Here is a 15,561-nt window from a genome sequence, read left to right as displayed (position 1 = left end):
CGCCGGCCGTCCCTACAAATAAACAAGGAGAGAGCCCACGGCTTTAGCGTGGGGTGAATCCGACAACTGCGGTAACACGTGCGCACTACGCTTTGCTGGATATTCAACTCTCCAATTTATCCAATCCTGCCTCTAGCACTTCGGTGTATGCCTCTGAGAGTCCCAGATCGTTCGCTTCCGCGTAGTCCTTAACTCGGCCACCAAGCGTGTGCGAAATGTCTATGTTAGGACGCATGATAAAAAGACTTTAAGACTAAAAGTATAATAAGCTACCGTCGTGAAGCGCACCAATACGTTCGCAGTACAGCCGCTTTCCGAGAACGGAGAGCAGCTGCTACGGGACCTCTTGGACGCTTCCGCCGCTCTCTGGAACGAAGTCAATTATCAGCGCCTCATGCGGTACAACGACGAAGACGGGTTCGAAGGCGACGTGTGGAACGCCGATACAGGCCACCTCGAAGGCAAATATAAAGGCGTACTCGGCGCGTCCACCGCCCAACAGGTGATACGGAAGAACAGCGAGGCGTGGCGCGGGTTCTTCCATTTAAAAAACCAGTACCACGACAGCTCAAACACTTCCGTCACGCAACACCCTGAACCACCAGGGTTCCGTGGAAACGAGGATGACGGCCGTCAGCTCAAGACCGTCATTCGCAACACGTCGTACACCATCGAATGGGGCGACCGCTCCCGACTCGATATACTGGTCGGAAGCGAATTGAAAGATCGATACGAGCATACTGGGCGTCTCCGACTGGAAATCGCTGGCGATCCGAATTGGCCCGACTACGAGAAACAAGGTCGGTTGGACCTGTGGTACGACGAGACTGATCGCACCTTCCGAGCCTCGCAGCCCGTGACTGTTTCTGACGAGACACGGGCAACTCCACTGGCTGATGAAACGGCCGCTCTGGACATTGGTGCGAACAATCTTGTCGCCTGTACCACGACAACCGGGGAACAATATCTGTACCGAGGTCAAGACTTGTTCGCTCGCTTTCGCGAGACGACACGAGAAATCGCCCGGTTACAGTCCAAACTCGAAGACGGCAGATACAGCAGCGAACGTATCCGGCGACTGTATCGCAAGCGCACCCGTCGCCGTGATCACGCTCAAGAAGCGTTGTGTCGTGACGTGATCGAACGGGTGTACGCCGACGGTGTCGACACAGTGTATATCGGTGAATTGGCTGGCGTGCTGGAGACGCACTGGTTCGTCGAGGTGAACGCCAAGACGCACAATTTCTGGGCGTTCAGGAAATTCGCGGACCGACTGGCTTGTACCGCCGAAGAGTACGGTATTTCGATCGAAGTTCAGTCAGAAGCGTGGACGAGTCAGGAATGTCCGCAGTGTGGGTCGACGGATCGAACCACGCGGCATCAGGATACGCTGACGTGTCCGTGCGGGTTTGAGGGACACGCAGATCTCACGGCGTCGCAGACGTTCCTTGAGCGGCAGACCGAGCAAGAAGTCAGGCCGATGGCACGGCCCGTGCGATTCGAGTGGGACGACCACGACTGGTCGGGGCAACCACACCCTCACGACAGTCCCAAAGAAGTGCGCACAGACCGGAGTACCATCGAGACTGATGGGAAAGTTGCCTCTGGGGAGACGGCATAGCCAATATCCCACGAGAGGAATTCCACTGCTTCAGCCGTGGGAGGATGTCAAAGCTCGCCTTTCGTGCTCGGCGTGTCGCTGCGGCGCTCGTCGAGCCGCGTCGCGTCGTCGAGCGCCCGCGCGAGCGACTTAAAAAGGGCCTCCACCTCGTGGTGGGCGTTGTCGCCCGTCTCGATCGCGGCGTGGAGCGTCAGGCCGGCGTTGTGCGCCAAAGACAGCGCGAAGTGGTCAGCCATGACGCTCGTAAACTCGCCGACCGACTCCTGGGAGAACTCCCCGGAGAACTCGTAGTACGGCCGGCCCGCCACGTCGACGACGACGCTCGCGACCGCCTCGTCGAGGGGGACTCGTCGGTCGGCGTACCGCCGAATGCCGCGCTTGTCGCCGAGCGCCTCGTCGAACGCCTCGCCGAGGCAGATCGCCACGTCCTCGACCGTGTGGTGGTCGTCGATGTCGAGGTCGCCGTCGCAGGCGACGGTGAGATCGAAGAGCCCGTGCTTGGCGAACGACGCCAGCATGTGGTCGTAAAAGCCGATCCCGGTGTCGACCTCGCTGTCGCCGTTGCCGTCGATCGCGAGCGTGAGTTCGATCGTCGTCTCGCTGGTCTCGCGGGTGACGGCCGCGGTCCGGTCGTATTCGCTCATACCGGCCCCTCGCGGGCGATTCGTAAGTGGATTGCGGGTGGGGCGGGCGCCGTCCGTCGACCGGCGGTGGATATTTGCCGCGTCCGCGAGTCGTCTCCGCACGGTATGGACGGTCCCGAGCCCGCCGACGCGCCTGATTCTCCCGGCGATTCCAGCCCGCGGCCCGGCGATGTCGAGGTTCCCGACGCCCTCGCGGACGTCGTCGACGCCGACACGGGGGAAGGTGAGCTCGAACGGACCATCGGGCTCGTCGGCGGCCTCGCGATCGGCATCGGAACGATGATCGGCGCGGGGATCTTCGTGTTTCCGGGCCTCGCGGCCGAGAACGCCGGTCCGGCGGCGTCGCTCTCGTTCGCCATCGGGGCGGTCGTCGCGTTGTTGGTCGCGTTGCCGACCTCCGAACTCGCCACCGCGATGCCGCGCAGCGGCGGCGGCTACTTCTTCATCTCGCGTGGACTCGGCACCGGCCCGGGCGCGATCGTCGGGCTCGGGCTCTGGCTCGGGCTCGTGTTCGCCGCCGCGTTCTACCTCGTCGGGCTCGGCAGCTACGCCGGACAGGTGTTCCTCGAAGCCGGGATCGCGCTCCCGGTCAACCCGGCGGTTCCGCTCGGCGTCGCGTTCGGAATCGGGCTGACCGTCCTCAGCCTCTTCGGGACCGAGAACACCGCGTCGCTCCAGAACGGTATCGTCATCGTGCTTCTGGTCATCCTCACGCTCTTCTTGAGCTACGGCTCCCTCGACGCACTGGGCGTGTTCGGGTCCGAGAGCGTTCCGGAGGGCTTCTTCCCGTCCGGTGGGGCGCTCCCGGTGCTGCAGACCGCCGCGCTCGTGTTCACGTCGTACCTCGGCTTCGCGCAGGTCGCGACGGTCGCCGGCGACATCAAAGAGCCCTCCCGAAATCTCCCGCTGGCGATGGTCGGCTCGGTGATCGTCGTCGGCGTCTTCTACGTCGTCACCATCTTCGTCGCGACGAGCGCGTTCGGCAGCGCCCGGCTCGGCGAGTTCGGAGAGACGGCGATGGTCGAGGTCGCCCGCGAGTTTATCGGGTTCCCCGGCGCGCTCGCCATCGTCATCGCCGGGCTGTTAGCGACGTTCTCCAGCGCGAACGCCTCGATTCTCAGCGCCTCGCGGGCGGTGTACGCGGTGAGCCGCGACGACCTCATCCCCGAGGCGGCGAGCCGGCTCAACCTCACGCACGGCACTCCGCACGTCGCTTTAGGGCTCGCGGGCGGCCCGATCGTCGTCCTCTCCGCGACGGGGCAAGTGGCGCTGCTCGCGGAGGTCGCCTCCTTCCTCCACCTCGTGATGTACGGGCTGATCTGCGTCGCGCTGATCCAGCTCCGCCGCGAGCAACCCGACTGGTACGCCCCGACGTTCCGCTGTCCCGCCGGATTTGTCGTCGCGGGAGTCGGCGGGCTCGCGAGCTTCGCGCTCATCGCGTTCATGCAGCCGGCCTCGATCGCGATCGGATTCCTGGTGATGGTGCTGAGCTACGTGTGGTACCGCTACTACGCGACCGACGTCGAGCTCAAAGGTGACTTCTGAGATGACCGAGAGACCCACCGAAGACGGCGGAGCACAGCCCGAAACCGACGAACCGTCAGAGACCGACCGACCGTCGGTGTTGGTCCCGCTGGCGGTACTGGAGGGGGAGTCGCTTCCGAACGGCACGCCCGAGCTGCTCGCGAACGCCCACGTCGTACTGCTCGGATATCACGTGATCCCCGAGCAGACGGCGACCGAGCAGGCGCGCGAGCAGTTCGGCGAGACGGCGATGTCGAAGCTCGGCGAGTTCGCCGATCGCCTCGCCGCGGCCGGGGCGGACGTCGAGACGCGGCTCGTGTTCACCCACGACGAGCCGACCACGATAGACCGGCTCATCTACGAGTACGACTGCCTCGCGGTGTTAGTCCCGAACAGCACGGAGCGCGTCGACTCGGTGCTCGTCTCGCTTCGCGGGACCATCGGCGTCGGACGGAATACGCGGCTCGTCGCCGGGCTGTTCGCTGACGCCGGCGCCAATGTGACCTTGTACCACGCCCTCGGCGAGGGCGAGTCCCCCGACGACGGTGAGTCGTTCCTGAACGGGGTGAAAGCCGACCTCGTCGAGCGCGGGATCGCGCCCGACAGGATCGAGACGCTCGTCGAGGACGCGGACGTGCCGTTCGACGCCATCGCGGGGCAAGCCGAGTCGCACGACGCGGTCGTGATGGGCGAGACGGACCCATCGGTCACCACGTTCGTCTTCGGGATGCCGTCGAAACAGGTGGCCGAGCGCTTCCTCGGCCCGGTACTCGTCGTCCAGCGCGAGCGCCCAGAGGAGTGATCGTCTCAGCAGCGTTCGGCGGTCAGGCCTCGTCAGCGGCCGCCTGCGCTTCCCGCAGCGTGAACTCGCCCTCGTACAGCGCGGTCCCAACCACGACCGCGGCCGCGCCCGCCTCTTTTAAGTCGATGACGTCGTCGACCGTCGCCACTCCGCCGGAGGCTATCACCGGGATCTCGACCGCGTCGACGACGCTCGCGACCGCCTCGCGGTCGATTCCCTCAAGCTGTCCCTCCACGTCGACGTTCGTGAAGAGGATCGCGCCGGCGCCGAGTTCCTCGTAGCGCGCCGCCGCCTCCGCCGGGTCGAGGCCGGTGCCCTCGGTCCACCCGCTCACGACGACCTCGCCGTCCTTCGCGTCGAGGCTGACGACGACGCTGCCCGGGTGCGTCTCGTCGATCTCGGCGACGACCTCGGGCGTCTCGACCGCCGCGGTACCCAAGATCACGCGGTCGAGCCCCAGATCGAGGAGGTCGCGCGCGCCGTCGGTAGCACGGATGCCCCCGCCGAGCTGGAGGCCGATCTCGTCCGGAACGCTCTCGACCACCGCTTCGATCGCGTCGGCGTTGACGCGCTCGCCCTCGAACGCGCCGTCGAGGTCGACGAGGTGGAGCGTCTCCGCGCCCGCCTCGATCCAGCGCTCGGCGGCCTCGATCGGGTCGCCGTACCGCTTGCCCGTACCGCGCTCGCCGCCGACCAACTGGACGACCTCGCCGTCCTGCACGTCGACGGCGGGGATCACCTCGAAGGAAGGGAAGTGGCTCATACCGAGGTACAGTCGCGGCCGCCGATTAAACGGGTCGGTTCGAGCAGTTACTCACTCCACCGAGATGAGCAGCGCCGATATCTCCTCGTCGAAGGCCGCGGGCTCGGTCGCGAGCGCCGCTCTCGTCTCCTCGTCTACCGTCTCTTCGAGGAAGGTCTCGGCGTCGATCAGGTTCGGGAGGGCCTCGTCGATCACGTCCGTGAGCGGCTCCGCCGGGTACGCGCCGCCGGCGACCAGCACGTCGGTGCCGTCGTGCCAGACCCCCAGCCGCGACTCGATATCGACGGTCTCGCTGATCGTCTCCGCCGACCCGTCGGGAAGCGGGATCTCGCCGTCGACGACGAAATTCCCCTCCAGCTGCCACGTCGTCGCGGTGTGGCCGCTCCGAACGGTGCTCGTTCCCTCGTCCACGATCTCGACGTTCTCGATATCGCTCGCGCTCAGCTGCGACCGGAACGCGTCGACCGCGGCCGTCTCCACCTCGGCCATCAACCGGTCCCGCCCGATACCGGCCGGGAGGCTGTCGATCGCCGGCCGGATGTCGATCCGGGTGGCGAAGAAGACGACCGGCGACCCGCTCGCGCCGAACGTCTCCGCCAGCGCCTCGGCGACCGAGACGTACTCGTAGATCAGCGTGCGTTCGAGCGCGGTCACCGTCACCGGGCCGTACGACTGCTCGAACACCGTGCTCTCCGACTCGTCGAGGAGCCGCCACCCGTCGTCGATCCGGTCGCTCGTCACCGTCGGCTCCGGCACCGGCCCGTCGCGGCCGCCGAGACAGCCTGCCAGCCCCGCGACGCCGACGGCCGCGCCGCCCGCGAGCAGTCGACGCCGCGTGACGTCGGTCGCGTCCCCGATCGACCCCTCGGCTTCTCGTCCGGCTGGTCTCTCGTTCATGAAGCGATGAATGTCGTGGCGCGGTAAATCGGTGTCGGCGGCGGTATCGAGCGTGATACCGCCGTCTCCTTCGCGTGCCTCGCCGCTCCGGCGCTCCCGTCGCCGTTGCCGTCATCTCTCACAGCTCCCGACACGGATCCCTTATGTAACCACCGGGTGTAACAACTCGGTAATGACTAACGACAACGCGACCGAGGCGGATCGGCGTGACGCTCCCGACGACCGGCAGGCGGACTCCCGTAACGGTGCTGGCCGACGCGCTGACCGGGGCGCGGGGAGCCCCACCCGACGACGGTTCCTCGCGCTCGGCGGCGCGGCTGGAGCCGTCGCGCTCGCGGGGTGTAGCGCTGAGCCGACGGACGGCGGTGACGGCTCTGACGGGAGCGACGGCTCGGATGGGGACGATTCCGACGGGGGCGACGGCTCCGACGGCGACGATGGGGCCGACGACGAGGAGGGAACACCCACGCTGACGGTCGCGACTTACACCAACTTTATCGACGCGCCGTCGGTGAGCCCCGGCGAGTGGCTTAAAGAGGAGTTCGAGTCCCGCGTCGACGCCGAACTGGAGTGGGCGACCCCGGACAACGAACTGAACTACTACGTCGAGCGGGCCGACTCCGGGGTGTCGATCGACGCCGACCTCTACGTCGGGCTCTCCACCGAGGACTTAGTGCGCGTCGACGAGGCGCTTGACGACGACTTGTTCGCCGAACGCGGCGAGGTCGACGGGTTCGGCGATGTCCGCGACGGGCTGCTGTTCGACCCGTTCGACCGCGCCGTCCCCTTCGACACGGGGTACGTGAGCCTCGTCTATGACGGCACCGCGATCGAGGCGCCGGCGACGTTCGACGGGCTGCTCGACGACGAGCACGCGGGCGCGCTCATCGCGCAGAACCCCGGCGCATCGACGACGGGGCGCGCGTTCCTGCTGCACACGATTCACCGGTTCGGTGACGGGCCTGACGGCGCCGTCGAGGGCGCCGACGACGATCCCGACTACGACTACCTCGACTACTGGGAGGATCTCAAGGCCAACGACGTGCGCGTGCTCGGCTCGTGGGATGACGCCTACAGCGCCTGGAGCAAGGGCGAGGCGCCGATGGTCGTCTCCTACTCGACCGATCAGGTGTTCGCGGACATGGAGGGGCAAGACTTGGAGAAGCACCAGATTCGCTTCCTGAACGATCAGGCCTACGCCAATCCGGAGGGGATGGCCGTCTTCGCCGGCGCCGACGAGCCCGAACTCGCCCGCGAGTTTATGTCGTTCATGCTGGAGCCGGACGTGCAAGGCGAGATCGCACAGCGCAACGTCGCGTTCCCCGCGACCGACACCGCGACGCTGCCCGACGACTACGCCGAACTGGCACAGGAGCCCGCCGAACCGGTGACGTTCACGTACGACGAGCTCCAAGGCTCGGTCAGTGAGTGGGTCGAAGAGTGGGAACGGCAGTTCGTCGGGAACTGAGGGCGGCGTGTCAGACGCCAGCCGCGGTGCTGACGGGGGAGCGAGCGGCTCCGGCCGAGCTCGCGCCCTGCGCGAGCGCCTCGCGGCCCGCCTCCGCGGACGCTTCCTGACCGCGCTCGCGGTCGTTACGAGCGTCACGCTCGTCGCCGCGTTCTACTACCCGGTCGGGACGGTCCTGATCGAGGCGGTCGTCGTCGACGGCGCTCCCACCCTCGCCGTGTTCGCCGAGCTACTGCGCGACCCGTTCTACTTCGGGGAGCTCGCCCGGCTGTTCGCGGGCGAGTCGCCGCTCGCGGTCGCGCGCGACCTGCTCGGGCCGGACCGCCGACTCGGGATCGTCGGGTTCACCGCGTATCAGGCCGCGCTGTCGACGGTCGCCAGCGTCGCGCTCGGACTCCCGGCCGCCTACCTGCTCGCGCGCTTCGAGTTCCCCGGCCGACGCACCCTGCGCTCGCTGACGATCGTTCCGTTCGTGCTGCCCTCGATTATGGTCGCGGTCGGCTTCGTCGCCACGTTCGGGACCAACGGCACCCTGAACGCGGTGTTATCGGGGCTCGGCCTCCCGCCCGTCGACCTCATGTTCACGCTGGAGGCGATCGTGATCGCCCACGCGTTCTACAACGCGCCGCTCGTCGCCCGGGTGACGACCGCGGCGTGGGAGTCGGTCGACGCGAGCGCGGTCGAGACCGCCCGGAGCCTCGGCGCGGGGCCGATCAGGGCCTTTTACGACGTGGTCGCACCGCAGGTGTACCCCGCCGTGTTGACGGGCGCGGCGCTCACCTTCGTGTTCACGTTCGGGACGTTCCCCATCGTCCTCGCGCTCGGCGGGTTTCAGCTGGCGACCGTCGAGGTGTTCGTCTACCGGCTCGTTCGCGACCTGAGCTACGCCGAGGCGGCCGCGCTGGCGATCGTCGAGCTGGTGATATCGCTCGGCGTGCTGCTCGCGTACCTGCGATACGAGGCGCGGAACACCGTCAGCTCGCGGGGGGTCAGACCGCTTCCCCGAAAGTCCCTCGTCCCAGCCGCTCCGTCTCTCAGAGAGGTCCTCCCGCGGCTCGGCCTCGCCGCCTACGCGGTCGTCGCCGGACTCGTCTTCCTCGCGCCGATCGCCTCGATGGTGCTCGCGAGCGTCACGGGCGGGGACGGGGCGCTCACGCTCGACCACTACCGGTTCTTAGTCGACCGCCAGCAGACGGGGGCGGCGTTTCAGGTGCGCCCGTGGCCCGCGATCCGCAACTCGCTGGCGTTCGCGTCGGGCTCGACGCTGCTCGCGCTCCCGATGGGGGTCGTCGTTGCCGTGTTGACGACGCGGCGGTATCGCGGGCGGAAGCTGGTCGACGCGGCCGCGATGGCGCCGCTGGCGGTGTCCGGTATCGTCGTCGGACTCGGGCTCCTCCGCGGGCTCGTCTTCGGCGTGGAGATCGCGGGGTGGCGGTTCGCGGCGACCGGCGCCGTCGCCATCGTCGTCGCGCACGCGGTCGCGGGCTACCCGTTCGTGGTCCGGACCGTCGCGCCCGGGCTGGAGGGGCTCGACCGCTCGCTGATCGAGTCGGCGCGGGCGCTCGGCGCGTCGCGGGCGCGGGTGATCCGGGACGTGGAGCTGCCCCTCGTGTGGCCCGGTGTCGTCGCCGGCGCGGCGTTCGCGTTCGCCATCTCGATCGGGGAGTTCACGGCGACGGTGGTGCTCGCGACCGGCGCCGACGCCTACACCATGCCGGTCGCCATCGAACGCTTCATCGGGCGCCGGCTCGGACCGGCGACCGCAATGGGCGTCGTCCTTCTCGTCGTCACCGGGCTCAGCTTCGTCGTGATCGAGCGGCTCGGGGGTGAGACGCGTGGGCTCTGAGGGAGCGGAGGGAGCTGCCGACTCGCCCACTGATCCCCCAGCCGTCGAACTCGACGGCGTCACCAAGCGCTACGGCGACACCGCCGCCGTCGACGACGTGAGCTTCCAGGTGCGCGAGGGCGAGTTCTTCACGCTCGTCGGCCCCTCCGGCTGCGGGAAGACGACGACGCTCCGGCTGATCGCGGGGTTCGAGGAGCCTTCTTCCGGGACCGTCCGCTTCTTCGGCGACTCGGTCGCGGGCGTGCCCCCCGAGGACCGCGACGTGGGCGTCGTCTTCCAGAACTACGCGCTGTTCCCGCACATGACCGTCGGCGAGAACGTCGGGTACGGGCTCAACTTCGCTGACCCGCCGGAGGGAGCCACCCGCGACGAGCGCGTTGCGGAGCTGCTCGAACTGGTGGACCTCCCCGACGCCGCCGACCGCGACCCCGAGAGCCTCTCCGGTGGGCAGCGCCAGCGCGTCGCGATGGCCCGTGCGCTCGCGCCCGGTCCCGATCTGCTCCTCCTCGACGAGCCGATGAGCGCGCTCGACGCGCAGCTCCGGGAGCGCCTCCGGGTGCAGGTGCGGCGCATCCAGTCCGAACTCGGGATCACCACCGTCTACGTCACCCACGATCAGGAGGAGGCGCTGGCGATATCTGACCGTGTCGCGGTGATGCGCGACGGGCGCCCGGAGCAGGTCGCGCCCCCGCGGACGGTGTACCGGGAGCCGTCGAGCCGGTTCGTCGCGGAGTTCGTCGGCGACAACAACGCCTTCGCGGGGCGGGTGACGGCGATCGAGGACGCCTCCGGGAGCGCCGTCGCCGCCGTCGACGTCGACGGCGAGGTCCTGCGGGTTGCGGTCGACAAGGCAAACAACGTCGCACCCGGCGACCGCCTCACCTTCTGTGTCCGGCCCGAGTACCTGCGGATCGGTGCGGGTGACAGTCGACTCACGGCGACCGTCGAGAGCGCGGAGTTCCTCGGCGAGACAACCCGGGTGACCCTCGACTGGGGCGGACGCGACCTCGTGGTCCGGACGCGCGACCCGCTCTCCGGCGAAATCGTCGTCGGCTTCGATCCCGAGGACGCGCACGTGATCGGCGTCAGTGGGGAGTGAGGGCGACGATTTATAAGTGAACGAGGCGGCGGCGCGTGCCGGCGAGCGGGCCATCGGCCCGCGAGCCGCACGCGCGAGGGAGTCGCGAACGGAGTGAGCGACGAGGCTGGGGAGGCGTGAGGTTGCAGTGCGGTTGCGGGTGGGACTCAAAGGGGCAGTCGCGAGGACGAAGCTCGGCGACGCTAGGACCGCAAGGAACGAGCGAAGCGAGTGACTGAGGACCGCAGCGAGCCGCGCGAGTCGTCGCGGCTGGGGCTTTGAAGGTGTTCGCCATCGGTCTACTCGCAACCATAGATAAGGGAGCGACTGGGGCTTTGGCGGTGTTCACGGCCGCTCCGTCAGCAACCATTTATAAGCGATGGACTAGGTATTCGGCGGTGTTCACGGTCGCTCCGTCAGCGACCATTTATAAGCTGACAACTGGGTATTCGGCGGTGTTCTCCACCAATCCACGATCAACCGCTTATAAACTATCAGCCGGCCCTTGAAACCGTTCTCTACGGATCCCTTCCCGATCGACGTCGTTGTCGACACCCATTACCGCCCTGAGCCGCTACCTCGCGTATGGCCTCGGAGTCGTGTGATGTCTGCGAGCGGTCCGTCAGGATCGCCGGCGGGATCGGCGATCTGTGGAACTTTGCGTTCGAGTCGACGCAGGGCATGACTCTCGAACTCACCGACGGCTCGGAGTTCTTCCTCTGTTTCGAGTGTATGGAACGGCTCCCGGACGACCACGAACCCACCGCTGACGACGTCGCCGCCCTCCGCGAGCGGACCGACCCCGTTGAAAAGGGAGGACGCGATCACTTCTGGCACTGGGGGTGAGACGCTCCGCCTCCTGCGAGCGACGTGACCGACAGGTGACACCGCTTTTTGAACATATCACAAGGTCCATACTCCCGCGCGACCCGATACGATCCATCAGGTGGATCCCGTGACGAAGAAACGCGAATACCGCGACGACTACGACGACAAGACGCTGTACATCCCCGGCCCGACGGAGGTCCGAGACGACGTCATCGAGGCGATGACGGAGTCGCCGTTCGGCCACCGGATGGACCGGATGACCGATCTGTACACGACCATCGTGGAGGACACGAAGGAGTTCCTCGGCACCGACAACGACGTGATCATCCTCACCGCCTCCGGCACGGAGTTCTGGGAGGCGTCGACGCTGAACCTCGTCGACGAGCGCGTCCTGGTGCCGACCTGCGGGAGCTTCAGCGAGCGCTTCGCCAACGTCGCCGAGCGGCTCGGCAAGGACGTCACCCGGCTGGAGTACGAGTGGGGCGAGGCCGTCAAGCCCGAGGACATCCGCGAGGCGCTCGACGCCAGCGACGAGGGGTACGACATGGTTGCGGGCGTGATGAACGAGTCCTCGACCGGCGTCCGCAACCCCATCGAGGAGATGGGCGACGTAATCAGTGAGTACCCGGACACGTACTTCGCCGTCGACGCCGTCTCGTCGCTCGGCGGCGACTTCGTCGACATCGACGAACACGACATCGACGTGATCTTCGCGTCGACACAGAAGGCGTTCGCGATGCCGCCGGGGCTCGCGGTCTGCGTCGTCAGCGACGACGCCTACGACCGCGAGGTCGAGAAGGGCGACTCCTCGTGGTACGGCGGCTTCCGCCGCGCCATCGACTACTACGACCGGAAGGGCCAGACGCACTCGACGCCCGCGATTCCGATCATGTTAGCGTACCGCAAACAAATGAAACACATGCTCGAGGAAGGCCATCACGCCCGCGACGAGCGCCACCGCGAGATGATGGCGTACGTCCACGACTGGGCGGACGAGCACTTCGCGATGTTCCCCGAGGAGGGGTACGAGTCGCAGACGGTCGCCTGTATCGAGAATACCCAAGACATCGACGTCGCCGCGACTATCGAGGAAGTAAGCGAGGAGTACGACATGGCCTTCTCGAACGGTTACGGCTCGCAGCTCGGCGAGAAGACGTTCCGAATCGGCCACATGGGCGAACACACCGTCGAGAGCGTGAGGGAACTCACCGACGCGATCGAAGACGTCGCGGATCTGTAGGCGGTCGACTCTCGCTCTCGCAGTTCCCCGAACGCCCCGCTCGGGGACAAAACCCTTGAGCCGCCCCGCAGACCGTGGACGCATGGACCCCGACGCCCTCCGCGAGGCCCTCGACCGCTGGACCGACGAGGGGCTCATCGACGACGCGACCGCGGCCCGCATCGCCGAGTCCGACCCCGACGCCGAGGGGCTCCTCGGCGAGAGCCGGATCGTCGTCGCGCTGGCCCTGATGGGCGGCGTGCTCGTCGCGGCCGGAGTGACGGCCCTGCTGATCGAACGCTGGGGCTCTATCCCGGTCGCTGCCCGCGCCGCGGTCCTCGTCGTCGTCCCGCTCTTCGCGGCCGCCGGCGGGGCGAGCCTCGAACGCACCTCCCCGCGGACCGCACACGGACTGTGGCTGCTCGCGGCGTTGTTCACCGGCGTGACGCTGTTTCAACTCGCCGAACTGGCGACACCGGTCGACCGCGACGTCGTTGAGCCATGGCTGGTCGGCGCCTGGACCGTCGCGAGCATCGCCGTCGCGGCGCGGATCGACTCGCGGCCGATCGGCGGACTGGCGTCGGTTCTCGGCGCGGCGACCGCCGTCACGGCGACGGCGTCGGAGAACCCCGTCCTCCTCGTCGGCTTCTACGGAAGCGTCGCGTACACCGCCGGGCTCCTCGCGGGCGGCGGGATCGGAGGTCGCCTCCCCGGCGGCGGGACTGCAGCGTCGTCGATCCCGCGGTTCGCGCGGACGCTCCGCTGGACCGGCGGGGCGTTCGCGGTTGTCGCCGTCGTCCCCCTGGTTGCGACCGGCGCGCGATGGGGCGATCCGACTGGACCCGGAATCGCCCTCCTCGCCGTTGCGACCGCCGTCGCCGCCGCGGTTGCGTTTCGGCGCGTCGGCGGCGATCGGCCAGCGGGATACGCCGTTGTCCCGGCGGTCGTCGGACCGCTCTCACTCGCGGCCGCGTGGGCCGCCCTCGGGCTCATGGAGTCGCTCGCGGGTGCGCTCGCCGCCCTCGGCTGTCTCCTCGTGAGCGTGCTGGCGCTCGTCGTCGGCGCGGTGGGACTCCGCGAGGCGTCGCTGGCGAACGCCGCGACGCTCGGGTTCGTGCTCGGGGTCGCCGCCTTTCTCGTCGGCCCGGTTGCCGACGCGATCTCCGGTTCGATCGCGCTCGTCGTCGCCGGACTGATCCTGCTCGCCGCGGGACTCGGCGCGGAACGCGGTCGTCGGGCGGTGCTCGCGCGAATCGGGTGACGTCGAGGGCTACCACAGAGCAACGCCGCGGTCGAGAACCGAACCGGACGGGACCGTCTCACGCGATCGAGCCTACGCCGGATCGTCGACCAGATCGATCCGGTATCGCCGCCCGCCGGACTGCGTTTCCTCGACCGCAACGACGACGAACGACTCCCCGCTCACGTCGATCATGTCGCCCGGCGACAGGGGGCCGTCGTCGCCGGACTCGCCGCGCCGCCGCCGGTTCTCCCGGACGCGCTGGTCGGTGTCGCCGACGACATCGGGTCCGACGCTGATCGTCCCGCGTTCGGCCGCGATCACGCGGCTCCAGAACGCGTCCGAGGGCGGTCGCGGCCCCACGCGATCGGCCAACTCGGCTCTCGTCAGTCGCTTCATGTCCGCACGTCAGAGCCAGAGCAGTTGTGCGTGTCGGGTCTCGTCGAACTCCAAGACGGTCTCCTCGTCGACGAGGCCGGCCTCGACGGCGACGCCCACGGCCTCGGTGCCGACGATGTTCGCGACCTGCGCGCGGTGGAGCCCCGCGACGACTTCCTCGGCGGTCGCCTCGACGGCGTCGTCGCCGTCGTAGAACTCCTCGCTGACGGTGATCGTCGCGCGCCCGTTGTCGTACGTCTCGCCGAGGCAGTCGGCGTCGCAGACGGAGACGAGCCGTCCCTCGGGCGTCTCGCGCTCGCGGAGGAGCATTTAAAACCCCTCAGGCCCCTCGCCCTGGAGCTCGCGCTCCGACTCCTCGCTCGCGCCGTCCTGCCCGCCGCGGCCGCCCCGACCGCCTCGACCGCCGGCGCCGGGCTGTCCGCCGGCTCCGGGTCGCCCGCCCTGCGCGTCTCGTCCGCCGGGACCGGGCGCCTGTCCGGTCTGTTCTTCGACCATCTGCTCTTCAGCCTCGCGCCGGATCTCGTCCGCGCGGTCGGCGACCTCTTCGGCCTGTTCGTGTTCGCCGGCCTCCTCTAACGCGCGGGCCTTCTCCTCTAACACGCCCGCGCTCCGGTAGCCGAGCCGGATCGCGTTGTCGAAGCAGTTGACGGCGTCCTCAGCGAGGCCGCGCTCGACCAGCAGGAACCCGCGGTTGTACCACGCTTCCGCGAAGCGCGGGTCGGTCTCGACGGCGCGCTCCGCGTGTCGGAGCGCCTGCTCGCCTTGGCCCGACTCCCAGAGCGCGTACGCGAGGTTGGTCTCGGCCGTAGCGGCGTGTTCGGAGTCGTCGTCGATCCGCAGCGCCTCTTGGTAGGCGCCGATCGCCTGATCGTACTCCTCTAGCTCCGCGTGGGCCGCGCCCTTGTTCACCCACGCCTCCTGGGCCTCAAGCGAGTCCTCGTCGGCGAACTGCGCGGCGCGCTCGAACGTCTCCGTCGCCTCCTCGAAGCGGTTGATCCCCATGTACGACAGCCCCACGTCGATCAGGCGCTCCACGTCGATGGAGTCGCTCTCGACGTTGCGCTTGTCGAGGATGTCCGTGAGGACGCGGGAGTCGACGGGATCGACCGTGTTCGGGTCGGCGTCGATCTCCTCGGGGTCGAGGGTGAACTCCTCGTAGTCGGCGTCGACGCCCTGCCCGGCGGAGAACTCGTGGCGGTCATCGTCGCGTTTCTCGGTCATATACACGGTTT

General features: G+C 68.0%; 15 protein-coding genes. 9 read left to right on the top strand and 6 right to left on the bottom strand.

Annotation, left to right across the window (positions count from 1 at the left end; genetic code table 11):
* Positions 1 to 277: 277 nt before the first annotated feature.
* Complete coding sequence (locus ACNS88_RS11910; protein WP_435097756.1) at positions 278 to 1,621, top strand: RNA-guided endonuclease InsQ/TnpB family protein; 1,344 nt, start codon at positions 278 to 280, stop codon at positions 1,619 to 1,621.
* Positions 1,622 to 1,668: 47 nt separating this feature from the next.
* Here the strand turns inward: ACNS88_RS11910 and hisB are convergent, their stop codons facing one another.
* Complete coding sequence (hisB, locus tag ACNS88_RS11905; RefSeq protein ID WP_435097753.1) at positions 1,669 to 2,265, bottom strand: imidazoleglycerol-phosphate dehydratase HisB; 597 nt, start codon at positions 2,263 to 2,265, stop codon at positions 1,669 to 1,671.
* A 105-nt stretch (positions 2,266 to 2,370) separates the two neighbouring features.
* Between hisB and ACNS88_RS11900 the strand changes: the two genes are divergently transcribed.
* Both ACNS88_RS11900 and ACNS88_RS11895 read left to right on the top strand, forming a co-directional pair.
* Positions 2,371 to 3,810, top strand: a complete 1,440-nt coding sequence (locus ACNS88_RS11900; RefSeq protein WP_435097750.1) for an APC family permease — start codon at positions 2,371 to 2,373, stop codon at positions 3,808 to 3,810.
* A 1-nt stretch (position 3,811) separates the two neighbouring features.
* Complete coding sequence (locus ACNS88_RS11895) at positions 3,812 to 4,591, top strand: universal stress protein (RefSeq protein WP_435097747.1); 780 nt, start codon at positions 3,812 to 3,814, stop codon at positions 4,589 to 4,591.
* A 22-nt stretch (positions 4,592 to 4,613) separates the two neighbouring features.
* Here ACNS88_RS11895 and hisA read toward each other — a convergent pair whose 3' ends face one another.
* Positions 4,614 to 5,354 (bottom strand): 1-(5-phosphoribosyl)-5-[(5-phosphoribosylamino)methylideneamino]imidazole-4-carboxamide isomerase, encoded by a 741-nt coding sequence (gene hisA / locus ACNS88_RS11890; protein WP_435097745.1) that lies wholly within the window; start codon positions 5,352 to 5,354, stop codon positions 4,614 to 4,616.
* Between the two features lie 51 nt (positions 5,355 to 5,405).
* Entirely contained in the window at positions 5,406 to 6,251 is an 846-nt protein-coding gene (locus tag ACNS88_RS11885; protein WP_435097742.1) for a DUF6517 family protein, read from the bottom strand.
* Between the two features lie 172 nt (positions 6,252 to 6,423).
* Here ACNS88_RS11885 and ACNS88_RS11880 point away from each other — a divergent pair, with 172 nt between their 5' ends.
* The 6 genes from ACNS88_RS11880 to ACNS88_RS11855 all read left to right on the top strand — a co-directional run bounded on the left by ACNS88_RS11880 (position 6,424) and on the right by ACNS88_RS11855 (position 13,951).
* Complete coding sequence (locus ACNS88_RS11880; protein ID WP_435097739.1) at positions 6,424 to 7,719, top strand: thiamine ABC transporter substrate-binding protein; 1,296 nt, start codon at positions 6,424 to 6,426, stop codon at positions 7,717 to 7,719.
* Between the two features lie 7 nt (positions 7,720 to 7,726).
* Positions 7,727 to 9,565 (top strand): ABC transporter permease, encoded by a 1,839-nt coding sequence (locus ACNS88_RS11875; protein WP_435097736.1) that lies wholly within the window; start codon positions 7,727 to 7,729, stop codon positions 9,563 to 9,565.
* Positions 9,555 to 10,664 carry an ABC transporter ATP-binding protein gene (locus ACNS88_RS11870; RefSeq protein WP_435097733.1) on the top strand — a complete coding sequence of 370 codons (1,110 nt, stop codon included), beginning with the start codon at positions 9,555 to 9,557 and terminating at the stop codon, positions 10,662 to 10,664. Before ACNS88_RS11875 ends, ACNS88_RS11870 begins: the two co-directional genes overlap by 11 nt.
* A 564-nt stretch (positions 10,665 to 11,228) precedes the next feature.
* Positions 11,229 to 11,489, top strand: coding sequence for a DUF7561 family protein (locus ACNS88_RS11865; RefSeq protein ID WP_435097730.1), 261 nt, complete (start codon positions 11,229 to 11,231; stop codon positions 11,487 to 11,489).
* A 109-nt stretch (positions 11,490 to 11,598) separates the two neighbouring features.
* Entirely contained in the window at positions 11,599 to 12,711 is a 1,113-nt protein-coding gene (locus tag ACNS88_RS11860) for a pyridoxal-phosphate-dependent aminotransferase family protein (protein ID WP_435097727.1), read from the top strand.
* A gap of 82 nt (positions 12,712 to 12,793) precedes the next feature.
* Positions 12,794 to 13,951, top strand: coding sequence for a DUF2157 domain-containing protein (locus ACNS88_RS11855; protein WP_435097724.1), 1,158 nt, complete (start codon positions 12,794 to 12,796; stop codon positions 13,949 to 13,951).
* Between the two features lie 72 nt (positions 13,952 to 14,023).
* Here the strand turns inward: ACNS88_RS11855 and ACNS88_RS11850 are convergent, their stop codons facing one another.
* Genes ACNS88_RS11850 through ACNS88_RS11840 form a run of 3 tightly spaced genes read right to left on the bottom strand, consistent with a single transcriptional unit; the run spans position 14,024 to position 15,550 of the window.
* On the bottom strand, positions 14,024 to 14,329 hold the full coding sequence (locus ACNS88_RS11850; RefSeq protein WP_435097721.1) for a hypothetical protein: 306 nt from the start codon (positions 14,327 to 14,329) through the stop codon (positions 14,024 to 14,026).
* A 9-nt stretch (positions 14,330 to 14,338) separates the two neighbouring features.
* Entirely contained in the window at positions 14,339 to 14,638 is a 300-nt protein-coding gene (locus ACNS88_RS11845) for a DUF424 domain-containing protein (protein ID WP_435097718.1), read from the bottom strand.
* On the bottom strand, positions 14,639 to 15,550 hold the full coding sequence (locus ACNS88_RS11840) for a tetratricopeptide repeat protein (RefSeq protein WP_435097715.1): 912 nt from the start codon (positions 15,548 to 15,550) through the stop codon (positions 14,639 to 14,641).
* Positions 15,551 to 15,561 lie beyond the last annotated feature (11 nt).

This window comes from Halorubrum shenae, from assembly GCF_051194165.1.
Taxonomy (GTDB): Archaea; Halobacteriota; Halobacteria; order Halobacteriales; family Haloferacaceae; genus Halorubrum.
Note: the sequence above shows the minus strand (reverse complement) of the source record. Positions and strands in the feature narration are given on the sequence as shown.